At 42.1% G+C, this 12028-nt stretch carries 11 protein-coding genes; 3 read left to right on the plus strand and 8 right to left on the minus strand.

What is annotated here, in order from left to right; translation table 11 throughout:
- Nucleotides 1–12: 12 nt before the first annotated feature.
- The 4 genes from RRG12_RS23035 to RRG12_RS23050 form a co-directional block, all read right to left on the minus strand.
- The gene (locus RRG12_RS23035; protein ID WP_370684443.1) at nt 13–1350 is read right to left on the minus strand and encodes a polysaccharide biosynthesis/export family protein; all 1338 of its coding nucleotides are present in this window, start codon (nt 1348–1350) and stop codon (nt 13–15) included.
- Between the two features lie 255 nt (nt 1351–1605).
- Complete coding sequence (locus tag RRG12_RS23040) at nt 1606–2328, minus strand: cyanoexosortase B system-associated protein (RefSeq protein WP_069070412.1); 723 nt, start codon at nt 2326–2328, stop codon at nt 1606–1608.
- A gap of 149 nt (nt 2329–2477) precedes the next feature.
- On the minus strand, nt 2478–3371 hold the full coding sequence (gene crtB, locus RRG12_RS23045; protein WP_420760809.1) for a cyanoexosortase B: 894 nt from the start codon (nt 3369–3371) through the stop codon (nt 2478–2480).
- A 106-nt stretch (nt 3372–3477) separates the two neighbouring features.
- The gene (locus RRG12_RS23050; RefSeq protein WP_420760810.1) at nt 3478–4671 is read right to left on the minus strand and encodes a DegT/DnrJ/EryC1/StrS family aminotransferase; all 1194 of its coding nucleotides are present in this window, start codon (nt 4669–4671) and stop codon (nt 3478–3480) included.
- Nucleotides 4672–5416: 745 nt separating this feature from the next.
- Here RRG12_RS23050 and RRG12_RS23055 point away from each other — a divergent pair.
- A complete protein-coding gene (locus RRG12_RS23055; protein ID WP_069070415.1) occupies nt 5417–6970 on the plus strand; it encodes a GAF domain-containing sensor histidine kinase in 1554 nt (517 codons plus the stop codon).
- A gap of 318 nt (nt 6971–7288) precedes the next feature.
- Nucleotides 7289–8707 (plus strand): IctB family putative bicarbonate transporter, encoded by a 1419-nt coding sequence (locus RRG12_RS23060; protein ID WP_069070450.1) that lies wholly within the window; start codon nt 7289–7291, stop codon nt 8705–8707.
- Between the two features lie 203 nt (nt 8708–8910).
- Here the strand turns inward: RRG12_RS23060 and RRG12_RS23065 are convergent, their stop codons facing one another.
- Both RRG12_RS23065 and smpB read right to left on the minus strand, forming a co-directional pair.
- Nucleotides 8911–9189 (minus strand): WGxxGxxG family protein, encoded by a 279-nt coding sequence (locus tag RRG12_RS23065; protein ID WP_069070416.1) that lies wholly within the window; start codon nt 9187–9189, stop codon nt 8911–8913.
- A gap of 181 nt (nt 9190–9370) precedes the next feature.
- A complete protein-coding gene (gene smpB / locus RRG12_RS23070; RefSeq protein ID WP_069070417.1) occupies nt 9371–9838 on the minus strand; it encodes an SsrA-binding protein SmpB in 468 nt (155 codons plus the stop codon).
- 443 nt (nt 9839–10281) lie between these two features.
- On the opposite strand from smpB, the gene RRG12_RS23075 reads away from it, so the two are divergent.
- Nucleotides 10282–10965, plus strand: coding sequence for a response regulator transcription factor (locus RRG12_RS23075; protein ID WP_069070418.1), 684 nt, complete (start codon nt 10282–10284; stop codon nt 10963–10965).
- Nucleotides 10966–11010: 45 nt separating this feature from the next.
- Here the strand turns inward: RRG12_RS23075 and RRG12_RS23080 are convergent, their stop codons facing one another.
- Nucleotides 11011–11490: a low molecular weight protein-tyrosine-phosphatase gene (locus tag RRG12_RS23080; RefSeq protein ID WP_084227103.1), complete on the minus strand. Its 480-nt coding sequence runs from the start codon at nt 11488–11490 to the stop codon at nt 11011–11013.
- Between the two features lie 131 nt (nt 11491–11621).
- The gene (locus RRG12_RS23085; RefSeq protein ID WP_069070420.1) at nt 11622–11969 is read right to left on the minus strand and encodes a YbaB/EbfC family nucleoid-associated protein; all 348 of its coding nucleotides are present in this window, start codon (nt 11967–11969) and stop codon (nt 11622–11624) included.
- Nucleotides 11970–12028: the final 59 nt, after the last annotated feature.

Here is a 12028-nt window from a genome sequence, read left to right on the forward strand (position 1 = left end):
AAGTGAGACTCACTAATTTGAACCACCACCACCGAAGTTGTCAAAAAATCGGAGAAAGGATTGAACATTAAAGAAAGGTTGGGTAATGGTAGTCAGGAAATTAGTAATTCTACCGATGAGGTTCCGACCAACAACAAGAACATCATTATCTTGAAGCGCTACATTTTGGGATGCATCACCGCCCAGAGCTTTTTTAGCATCAAGTTTCTGAGTAACAGCTTTACCTCGTTCAGGATCAAAGCGAACCAGAGCGATATCTCGAAGATTAGCAGTGTCGAGATTTACTCCTCCTAAAGCATCTACAAATGTACTGCCGTTAGGCAACGCTTGAATGGAAATACCTCCCGCAGCATAGTTTAAAACCCTGACTCTAATTTGTGGCACAGCCAAGGATGAACGTGCTACCAAATTCCGGTCATAACCGTCATCATTACCAACTTCACGACGCGGCACGAGGATTGCATCTCCGTCTTGTAAGCGTAAATTAGGGATTGAACCACCATTTTGCAGCGCTGCGTATAAGTCAATAGTTTGTGAAATCACAGAACCATCCATTAGCTTCCGACGTATTTGCACTTGTCGCAGGTCTGCATTCAACGTTGAACCACCAGATATTAGCAAAGCATCAGCAACACGGGGTGTTGTTGAATTAATCGGATAAATTCCTGGTCTAAATATTTCCCCACTAATGGTAACTTGGACTGGTCGCGTCCCTGCCAAGGATACTACCACGATTGGATCTGGGAAAAAGCGACTCAAACCCAAGCGAATTTTTTCTTGAGCTTCTTCCAGGGTTAAACCTTGTAATGATACCGTTCCCACTTGCGGCACTACAATGTTGCCTTCTGGACTAATTACAGCTTGAAAACCGAAGTCTTGACGCTGCGTTGCTAAGGCTAAAACTATTACTGGATCAACCACATAACGATTTAAACCCAAGCGAATTTTTTCTTGAGCTTCTTGCAAAGTTAAACCTTGTAAGAAAACTGTTCCCAGTAATGGCACTACAATATTGCCTTCTGGGTTGATTAAAGCTTGAAAACTTAAATCTGGAAAGCGCTGAACCGAAACGCTAATTCCATCTCCTATCCCTAAGCGGTATGGGCCAGGAGGACGCTGAAGCACAACGCCAATTATATCTCCTGGCCCCAAGAGGTAGCGGCTAAGTTGGGGGGAAATTTCGTCATTTGCACCTGGAGGTACAAATTCAGTACCTGGAACAGGCGAGGGGGGTTGCCTTGGTGATTGTCCTTGAGGTGGAAAGGGCTGGGCAACAACAAGTTGGATAGGTGTTGTTAAAAAAACTCCTACTTGAAGACTGGCACAACACAAGGCGCTGAATCCACGCATATAATAACTGGCATCTATAAACATCGGTGCAGAAAATACTGATATAGAAATTAGTCGCGCCGAGTGGTTATTCTACTCTAAAAATGTCCTAAATGTCTCTTTTATCTACAAGTATTTACTAAGAGAAGGAGAATAATTTTGCTAAATTTAATTTCTAACTTCATATTGTCAACATCTTTTAACTGAGTTTTAGGATGAACGTAATTATAGAGATGCTTTTGATAAATTTTTGCCCAAAGGCATGGATAACAGACTCTACAAAGGGCCTGCCATCAATGCAGCTTGTACCGTTTCCCCAATCGACTGGGCTAAAGGCCAAGATGTTTCTACCTCCCCTAAAGGTTCCATTGGAATTAGAATGCTTACACCCACCCAAGGAATGCGTTGCTGATGCCATTGTGCCAATTGATCCGCCAAAAACCAGTGGAAAGGTGATGGATTTCCGCCATCTGGCATAGCGTACCATTGCAAGACAGCGAAGGTTTGCTGTGGTGTGGAGGCGCGAAAGAACCTAGCTTTTACTTGAGTTTTGAGATTAGATGCCAACTTTGCAGGTGGTTTCACAGTAAATTCAGCAGAACGAGATTGAGCTACATCCCACTTTCCCCAGCGTGACCTTCCCCAGCCGTTAACGTCTGTCCACTCTACCTCTGGTTGATCCATAGGCCCATTTTGGGGCAATAAAAGCAGGATTGCCTGGGATTCGGAACCTTCTTTTTTTATTACCTGCAAAGACCATTTATGTTCGCCAATTTGCTGTTCTGCTTGTTCAGTAGTTTGCCAAGCAGGAAGGGCTAACCCAGTCTTGCGGATCTGTCTTAACTCGTTGAGGGTAGTAACAGGGGGCGGCTGTTTCCATTGCCATTGTCCTGTCAGGTATCCGGGAACCCCTCCAATTGCCAGCAGCACTAGCAATAACAAAAGTGCTGCTACTTGACTCAATTGGTTTTCTTTAAAAAACTTGGAGAAGGAAGTCATCAGTAAAATTTGCAGTACTTAGGCAAAATTTTACTTTATAAAATAACATTGTGAGTTCAGTAATATTTAGGACTTATGGGGAGATGAGGGACAGGGGAAGCAAGGGGAGAAGAACCAATGCCCCATGCCCCATGCCCCATGCCCAGATTTTAACTTTCTGCTTCTTGCTGAGTTTCTAGAGATGCTGAAAAATAGCTATTAATCCAATTCAGTAAGGGCACTAATGACACCAGCATACAAGCAGAGTAGAGATCACCGCCCCATCCGTCATGCAGCCATTTAAAAGCTCCTTCTTGACCTGTGCCATGAAAGAAAGTGAGTAAAGTATTACGAATGATATTGGCAGTAGTACTAACGATCGCAGCAACAGTTAAAAACGATATAGTTGTGCGCCGTGAAGACAAAGCATCTGTCCAATACAGCAGCATTAAGCCGACATAGAGAGTCGTAAACAACATTTTTAGCCCCGCACAATAGGGGGCAACTTCCACAATCCGTCCTCCTACGTAGAGATTTATCTCATCTACGGTTACTTCCATACCAAATTGATTCAGTATGAAACCTGCTGTACCAGCGATGAAGCTTTGGAGAGGCAAGGTATAGGGAGCAATCAGATAAGGCATTGCTGTTGGGGTTGCCAAAAATACTAGTAGCAGGGGAAATCCTTGCGATCGCAAACCTGATATTCCCTTAAACCACAAGCATAATCCCACCAATATAACGGGCAAGGAAAGGTTAACCCACTCTGTAACACCACTAAGATAAAAAACTGCCCCTAATAGTAAGAAAACAGCGCCCAAAGGATGGATGGTATCTGGCAAACGTTTCCACTTTTTCCGGTTCATCCAACCCAGATAAGCCGCAAATGGTAGACCAATAATCCCGTGGCTGAAATATTCGTGTTCTGTACTAATATTTTTGTGCAGCCAACCATCCAACCAGTGTAGCAATATAGGAGCATAAAGCAGCAGCAAAACGCCTAATACAGCTAGATTTAACAAGCCTGATGCGTTTATGTTTTTAACCTGTTGCCGGAGTGCCATGATTTTCAGTATTAGTCATTGGTCATTGGTCATTAGTCATTAGTCATTGGTCATTTGCAAAGGATAAATGACAAAGGACAAAGGACAAATTAAGTATGAATTAATTTCAGGCTACCACGCTGCCCAGGTCAGCAGGAGATAGATTATCTACCTGATAACTTGTTGAGACTGCATTGGCGATCGCTGCTACAACTTCTTTAACTTGGCTACTACTCAAACCAGGATACATCGGTAATGATAATATTTGTTTTGACAGTTTTTCTGCTTGGGGAAAATCTCCAGGCTGATAGCCTAAGTTGGTGAATGCTGGCTGGAGATGACAAGGAATTGGGTAGTGAATGCCAGTTTGAATTCCCGCTGCTGTGAGTTTTTCCTGGAGTTGCTGGCGTTCTATAGGGCAAGAATCATCAACTTTAATGACATAAAGATGATAAACGTGTCCTGTATCACTTTGGTTTTCCATAGGGATAATGCCAGCAGTTGCCAAGGGTGCTAGTTCTTTATCATACTGCTGGGCAATAGTCAGGCGATCGCGATTCCACTGTGGCAAATATGGTAGTTTTTTGTGCAAAATCGCTGCTTGTAAAGTATCCAACCGGCTATTTGTACCTGGTTCAGTATGAAAATACTTTTGCGATGCACCATAATTTCGCAAACGCACCATCTTCTGGGCTACATCTGAATCTCGTGTCAGCAACATTCCCCCATCCCCAAATGCGCCCAAATTTTTGCTGGGATAGAAACTGAAAGCTGCTGCTATTCCTACTGAACCAGCTTGATATCCGTCTCTTTGGGCAAGGTGTGCTTGGGCTGCATCTTCAAAAACTAGTAGTCTGTAGGTATCGGCAAAGTTCACTAGATCGCGTGGTGATACCATCTGACCATAGAGATGTACAGGAATAATTGCTTTAGTCTGAGGTGTAATTGCCTTTGCTGCGGCTTCTAAGTCAATTAAAGCTGTTTGGCGATCGCAATCTACCAGAATTGGCTTGGCACCAGCGCGGATTACCCCAATCAAGGTTGCGACAAAAGTATTTGCGGGTAAAATCACTTCATCGCCAGCACCAATATTACACGCTTGCAATCCGAGAGCGATCGCATCTGTTCCTGATGCAACACCAACTCCATATTCTGTCCCAGACACTCTTGCAAATGCGGCTTCAAAATCTGAGAGTGCTTGTCCTAAAATAAAATCTCCCTGTTCCAATACAGATTGGATTGCATCTTGCAATTGCATTTGAATTGGTTCGTGTTGTAATTTCAGGTCTACGAAAGGAACTCTAATAGTCATTTTATTCATTACCAGTTGTCCTTAAAAATATTTCCTCGTATGCAAAAAATAGAAAAGCCAACACAATTTTTGGCGGGAAATTGTAATAGGTTTAATCTATTGGATGGAGACTTATATCAACTTTCGAGTACGTTATGGGTAATTCAAAACCACACCCTGTTCTGTTGATTGTCCGAAGTTGCCATTAGACTTCTTTGCAGCTGCCCCTCCGACTTCTTTCAAAACTCAAAAAGCTGATAAATTAAGCTTTTCACAAATTTTGTAGCTTGCTTACTCATAGGGATATTGGTTGGTCTATTTACGTCATCCTTTACTAGGATTGTTAGCCCTGGGTACTATCTGTCATCAGTAAAAATTGCTATCAATAGTTACACTAACACAGTAGTTATATTAAGTAAATTTACTTTAAACATACCAGTAAAAAATTTTCTCTTATATACATAAATAATGACAGTCACTTTGTATTCTATCCTTAGCGTTAGGTTACCCTAGCTGAATCCAAATCTAACGCAGTCTGATTGCAAAATCTCAAGCAATAAAGACTACACCAGTGGTAAATAAAGAACATTCAGCACCAGTAAATCGTAACTGGTAGATACCACATTGTCGGCTTAGTGGAAGGAATAAAAAATTTTTGCCCCAAATTTGTTTGTCAGAGGCAAAATTAGGGAATGCTTAAAAATAGCAATTGATAACCCAGTAATAGGGCTTATATCAATTACAGTATCGAGAAATTATTAAGGTAGCAGTGGCAATGATAGAGCCTGAAAACAAATTATTTGCCCTAAAGGATGGTTGGGATTCTCATGAATCAAGAGAACAACAACGCCTCAAAGCTTTGTCAGATTTAGGTTTGCGGCAACCAGAAACGATTCCAGTTTTTGAAGAAGCTACACAGACTGCTGCCCATTTTTTGGAAGCACCAATTTCCATATTGGGATTTGTGGATCAAGAACGGCACTGGTTCAAGTCGGCGGTCGGCTTATCTAGGCTGGGATTAATGAATCATTTGGCACAAAGCCGCCAACTGTCACGCCGAGAATCCTTCTGCACTCAGGTAGTAGATAGCTATCAAATATTTGTAATTAATGATACGCATAAAATTACAGATCCCGTACTTTCTAGCAGCAAGTTGGTGCAAGATTATGGTATTCGTGCTTACTTAGGAGCGCCACTGATTGATGCTGAGGGACATTGTTTGGGTGCATTGGCGGTGATGGATTTAGTACCGCGCAACTTTACAACCAGAGACATTGAGTTTTTACAAATCATAGCTCGTTGGAGCATGAGTGAATTTGAACGTAACCGACTTTTGCAAGGGAAACTCGAATCAAACACTCCCAAAAATGCTCCTATATTTTCACTCAATGACGAACTTAACACAGAGATTAAAATCACCACACCCACCAAAGATAGCGACTCTGTTTCTACCAAGCAACTGAAACTGGAACTTTTAGGTCAGCTAACTCAGGAGTTACGCACACCCTTAACATCTGTACTCGGTATGGCTAGTGTTTTAGGACGTGAGATTTATGGGCCTTTGACGACTAAGCAGAGAGAATATTTAGAAATTATCCAACACAGTGGTCGGTACTTACTTTCCCTAGTAAACGAAATTACCGAACTAGGAGCTATAGATGAAAACTCAACTGTGCTAAATCTAGCTCCTGTGGATATTGAAATGCTATGCCAACAAGCTATCAATACCCTAGAAGAAGTAGCGAATCGCCGCGAGCAAGATATTCGCCTGTCTATAGAACCAGGACGCAATCGCATTTGGCCTTTAGATAAAGACAAGGTGCGGCAAATGCTGTATCACCTGGTTTTCAGTGTGATTCAACTTGCGGCTACAGGTAGCATTGTTCGCATTCATGTTTCTTATAAGGAAGATACGCTCAACATTACTATTTGGGTTTCCCATCCCTGGCTAGGGGACGGCATAACTGAGGTTGATCCTTACTTCCGTCTCAATTCTTTGTCACTGCTGGAACTGACAGGTGAGGTAGCAACTTACAATACTCATGCAGAAAACCAGGAGCAACTAGATAATTTATCAGTGGCAGTAGACAATTCAAAAAAATTGAGTGATTCCCACTCAAATTTCTTTGCTAGTAGTTCAGGTATAAATTTAGCTAAATCACATGGAAGTCTTTCTCGTGAAAGCTTGGGTCTATTACTAAGTTGTCAATTGGCAGAATTGCATGGTGGACACATTTTGATTCAAGGTTCACCAGAATCAGGATATCGTTATGTGCTTTCTTTGCCACTGCAACTAGCAACTCCTTCACAAGCAATTAGCGATGTTTAATCTTGGGGATTGGGGATTGGAGACTGGGAAAGATGTAAATATGAGTCCTATCTCTATTATTTAATTAATTCGTAGCGAATTCTCTGCGTGCTTCTGCGCTTACCTATGCGTTTAAATTTCAACCCTCAATTCACCATAATTTTACGTAAAGCTGTACTAAGTACATGAAAGACTATCTTAACTTTGTATTAGCTGATGGCTAGGAATAAGAGCGCCATCATGCGATGTGCAATCTCCGTTATTACCTTTTTATAGCTATAAGCATTATGATCAATTCCAAGTTCTGCGTCGGCAGGCTAATTGATCTCAATGTTTTTTATGAATTTAGTCTGGCAACGATTTACTTTATCATCTTTACCGCTCAAAGAATATCTTGCTACCAGTTACGTACACCGCTCTCTGGTGGGACTGTTGAGTTCTTGGCGGCAAACCAGCATTTTGCTCCAGTGGGGAGATGCGATCGCAGCGGCTTTACTCAGCTTAATATATGCCCTTGCACCTTTTGCTTCGAGTACGTTGGTGGGTTTGTTGCTGGTAGCTTGTGCAGGATTTTGGCTACTGTTGACTTTATCTGATGAAGTCATACCAGCAAATGTCTCGTCAGTCACTCCCATTCACCTGCTGGTATTGCTCTACTGGGGAGTTGCCGCAATTGCAACAGCATTATCCCCTGTGAAAAAGGCGGCACTTAACGACTTAGGAACCTTGACCTTGTATTTGCTACTATTTACCCTTTGTGCCAGGGTATTAAGGTCGCCTCGCCTCCGGTCTTGGATTATCATCCTTTATCTACATGTATCGTTAATTGTTAGTGTATATGGGTTACGGCAATGGTTTTTTGGAGCCACAGCACTAGCAACTTGGGTTGACCCAGAATCTCCTCTATCTAAGACTACAAGGGTCTATAGTTATTTAGGCAATCCCAACTTATTGGCTGGATATCTCTTACCAGCAGTAATTTTTAGCTTAGTGGCAATTTTTGCATGGCAGAGCTGGCTTAAAAAAGCTCTAGCATTAACAATGCTAATTGTCAATACTGCCTCCCTAATCCTCACTTTTAGTCGTGGTGGTTGGATTGGACTAGTAGTAGCATTTTTAGCTGTGATGGCATTGCTAGTTTATTGGAAAAGCGTCGAAATGCCTCCTTTTTGGCGTACTTGGTCGCTGCCGATTGTCTTGGGAGGTTTGATCGGCGTATTGCTGCTAGCAGTGATATTTGTAGAGCCAGTGCGCCTGCGAGTGTTCAGCATTTTTGCCGATCGCAAAGATAGCAGTAATAATTTTCGCCGAAATGTGTGGGATGCGGTCTTTGAGATGATTCGCGATCGCCCGATTTTCGGCATTGGCCCCGGCCACAACTCTTTTAATAAAGTTTATCCTCTCTACCAACGCCCTCGTTACACTGCTCTGAGTGCCTATTCGATTTTCTTTGAGGTGGCTGTAGAAACTGGCTTTGTTGGTTTAGGCTGCTTTCTCTGGCTAATAATTGTCACATTTAATACGGCATTTCTACAAATCCAACGACTGCGACGAATCAGAAGTGTAGAGGGATTTTGGTTAATTGGAGCGATCGCTACTTTGTTGGGTATGCTAGCTCACGGAACCGTAGATACTGTCTGGTATCGGCCTGAAGTCAATACCCTCTGGTGGCTCATCGTTGCCTTAATTGCTAGCTACTGGACACCTTTAGCTCAAAACCAGACAAATTCATCTCACTCAGAACCAACAGTAAACTAATCACTAGTAAATTGTCAGTTGTTTTCCTGATCACAACTGACAACTCACATTTTGGAATTTTGTAGACAGATAGCAACTTGCCAAAGGTCATTTTGAGTTGCTTGCACCAATTTTTAAAATTATTCCGACAGATAGATTCACAAAATCCAGATGCAATAGAGGATTCCCAATCCAAAATCTAAAATCCAAAATCTAAAATGCTATTAGTCTCTATAGGTAGTGGCACTTGGCGCATTAGGATCGCGATAAGCGGTCGGTTCGTTATCGCGCTTTTTGCCAGCCAAACCGGCTAGACCGAATAGACCAATTAATCCTAGCCAACCCCAATCAAAATCGTTGCGATCAGAAGTGGTCGTTGTTGGAGCAGTATTGACTCCGGGATCATTAGTTGTCTGAGCTTGTGCAGATAGAGTTAAGGGTAAAATTCCCATACTCAAGGTGAGAACGCCAGCGCCAATAGCTTTAATGAAATTACTTTTCATAAGTTGTGAAAATTCCTGATGCCATCCGAAGTTACTCACAACTGTATCGAGTTCTAACCTTAACAAAATCAATCTGCGGCTATAAACTAGACATTTTCACAACTAACGCTATGGATAGACAACATACTTTGACAGCTAATCTGTTTCTCCCTCTGGTGTGGTAGTTTGCTTACACTAATCGTTAATAGCTTTTCATTGCCCGTTGAATGTCACGCTGGTCTTGGCGTCGTTTCAAGTCTTCTCGCTTATCGTGGAGCTTTTTACCTTTGCCAAGGGCTATACTCACTTTTACCCAGCCTCGTTTGAGATACATTTTCAAAGGGATTAAAGTTAAACCCTGCTGTTCTACTTTGCCAATTAGCTTACGGAGTTCTTGACGATGCAATAGTAGCTTGCGTGTACGCCGTGGCTCATGATTGAAATACTGTCCACTAGCGTTGTAAGGCGAGATATGAATATTGATCAACCATGCTTCGCCATTGCGAAGCAAAGCATAGCCATCTTGGAGATTGACTTTACCCGCACGAATGGACTTAACCTCGGTTCCTGTCAACTCAATTCCAGCTTCGTAAGTTTCTAGAATTTCATACAAATAACGGGCTTGGCGGTTGTCGCTAATAACTTTGTAACCGTCGTTCTTGTCGCTCATTGATAATTTTGTGTGCTTTAAATGTACCTAAAAAGTTATTTGGATTGGCTTGTGAATTATAGGGTGTATCTTAGAACCGCTATAAATTATGAACTGTATATCACTAATTTAGCTTTTCTAAGTTCACAATTAAGAGTTTTTTGGCAATATTGATTAAGTTAATAATTTATACTATGATAAGCATTTACTATGCCTTATTGATGAGTTGTTACAAATTACAAAGCTCTCTATGCCTCTCAAGCAGAGGGAGTCAAAGGTGAGCTAGACTTCGTTAACTCATCCTAAAGATTTAAGATTTTCTTTATAAATAAACCCTGAAGGCAGTCCTTAGCTGGTAATCCTGTCATAGTATGAAACATAAGAACACTATTATTATCTGTGTTCACTGATGGAGCACGTAGAAGTAAATTTCTGAGTAAAAAAATGCTAGGGGTGTACTATCCATGCCCTTGACGATCCTTGTAGTGGATGATGATTTGGGCACTCGTTTGTCTGTTAGCGACTATCTTGAACTGTCTGGCTACTCGGTGATCACGGCTAATGACGGTCGAGAGGCTTTAGTTATGGTAGATGACTATCATCCTGATTTGATTGTCACGGATATCGTCATGCCACAGATGAATGGCTATGAACTGGTGCGCCGGGTGCGTCAACAGCCAGTGTTTCGTTTATTGCCTGTAATTTTATTAACGGCACGCACTAAGACTCAGGAAAGAATTATGGGCTACCAGTCAGGGTGCGATTTATATTTACCCAAGCCTTTTGAACTGGAAGAGTTAGCAGCAGCAATTCGTAATCTTTTGGAGCGATCGCAAATCATTCAATCAGAGTATCGCTTTTCTCATAAAGAGAGCTTGGGCATTCCCACCTCAACAAAAACGGGGGATGCCCATAATTCTCTGTCCACTCAAATTCAGAAATCCCATCTGCACTCAGCCCTAACTCATAGAGAACAAGAAGTCCTAGAGTTATTGACTCATGGTCTTTCTAATGCCGATATGGGTCATCAGCTACACTTGAGTCCTCGCACAGTGGAAAAGTACGTTAGCAGTTTATTGAGAAAAACCTCAACCAGCAACCGAGCGGAATTAGTGCGTTTTGCGATGAAGCATGGTTTGGTGGAATAAAAGTTAGGAGTTAAAAGTGAGGAGTGAGGAATTAAAACTCCTAACTCATAACTCCTCACTTTTAACTTTTGTTAGCAGACCTTCACAAGCATCGATTAGTAAATCAATAACCTGATTAAATCCCTCTTGACCACCGTAATAGGGATCTGGAACTTCCTTTAGAGTGTGTCGAGAGCAAAACTCGCACATCAAACGCACTTTATGGTGATATTGCTTGGTTTGATCAAGAGTGAGGATGTTCTCATAATTTTCTTGATCCATCGCCAAAATCAAATCAAACTCTTGAAAATCTGACCTTAGAAACTGTCGTGCTTGGCCACGCAGTTTAATTCCCAATTTAGTAGCAGCCGCAGCACTCATACGTCTGTCAGGTGGGCTACCAACGTGATAGCTAGATGTACCAGCAGAGTCACAGAGGATGCCATCGCTCAAGCCAGCCTGCTCAATTAGATGATTCATGATGTTTTCTGCCGATGGAGATCGGCAGATATTACCTAAGCAGACAAACAGCAACTTGTAAGGCATAGATATTATTTGTCCTTTGTCAATAGTCATTTGTCCTTTGTCGAATGACCAATGACCCTTCGGGTTCACCAGTTGCTCATGGGGGAAACCCCCAAGACCGCACTGGCTCACCAATGACTAATGACCAATGACTAAAATCCAGGTAACTCCAACCCACTGGTTAATTCTTCCATACGTTCCCGCATGGTTGCTGTGGACTTGTTGTAGGCTTCTTTCATTGCCACTGTGACGAGATCGGAAAGTACTTCTGCACCTTCTCCCAAAGCATCTGGAGAAATTTCTACCCGCTTGGGTTCTTGGTTGCCACTGACAATTACCTTCACTAGACCGCCGCCAGATTCTCCTAGAATCTCCATTTGCTCCAATTCTTCTTGGAGTCGCTTTGCGCCTTCTTGAACTTGCTGTGCTTTCTTAAAAGCTTCGGCCAGTTCCTTCATTTTTCCTAAGCCAAAGCCAAATCCCTGTCCTTTTCCTGTCATAATTATTTGTACGCGTGTGCGTTGAATAACAAATCAAATTCAATTATAGATGCGGTAAG

It is taken from the genome of Nostoc sp. CALU 546, from assembly GCF_048836525.1.

Coding starts and splice junctions, on each gene's coding strand:
- smpB (WP_069070417.1), bottom strand. CDS start 9,838: ATGAGCGACAAGAACGACGGTTACAAAGTTATTAGCGACAACCGCCAA.
- RRG12_RS23040 (WP_069070412.1), bottom strand. CDS start 2,328: ATGACTTCCTTCTCCAAGTTTTTTAAAGAAAACCAATTGAGTCAAGTA.
- RRG12_RS23075 (WP_069070418.1), top strand. CDS start 10,282: ATGCCCTTGACGATCCTTGTAGTGGATGATGATTTGGGCACTCGTTTG.
- RRG12_RS23085 (WP_069070420.1), bottom strand. CDS start 11,969: ATGACAGGAAAAGGACAGGGATTTGGCTTTGGCTTAGGAAAAATGAAG.
- RRG12_RS23050 (WP_420760810.1), bottom strand. CDS start 4,671: ATGAATAAAATGACTATTAGAGTTCCTTTCGTAGACCTGAAATTACAA.
- crtB (WP_420760809.1), bottom strand. CDS start 3,371: ATGGCACTCCGGCAACAGGTTAAAAACATAAACGCATCAGGCTTGTTA.
- RRG12_RS23055 (WP_069070415.1), top strand. CDS start 5,417: ATGATAGAGCCTGAAAACAAATTATTTGCCCTAAAGGATGGTTGGGAT.
- RRG12_RS23060 (WP_069070450.1), top strand. CDS start 7,289: ATGAATTTAGTCTGGCAACGATTTACTTTATCATCTTTACCGCTCAAA.
- RRG12_RS23080 (WP_084227103.1), bottom strand. CDS start 11,490: ATGCCTTACAAGTTGCTGTTTGTCTGCTTAGGTAATATCTGCCGATCT.
- RRG12_RS23065 (WP_069070416.1), bottom strand. CDS start 9,189: ATGAAAAGTAATTTCATTAAAGCTATTGGCGCTGGCGTTCTCACCTTG.
- RRG12_RS23035 (WP_370684443.1), bottom strand. CDS start 1,350: ATGCGTGGATTCAGCGCCTTGTGTTGTGCCAGTCTTCAAGTAGGAGTT.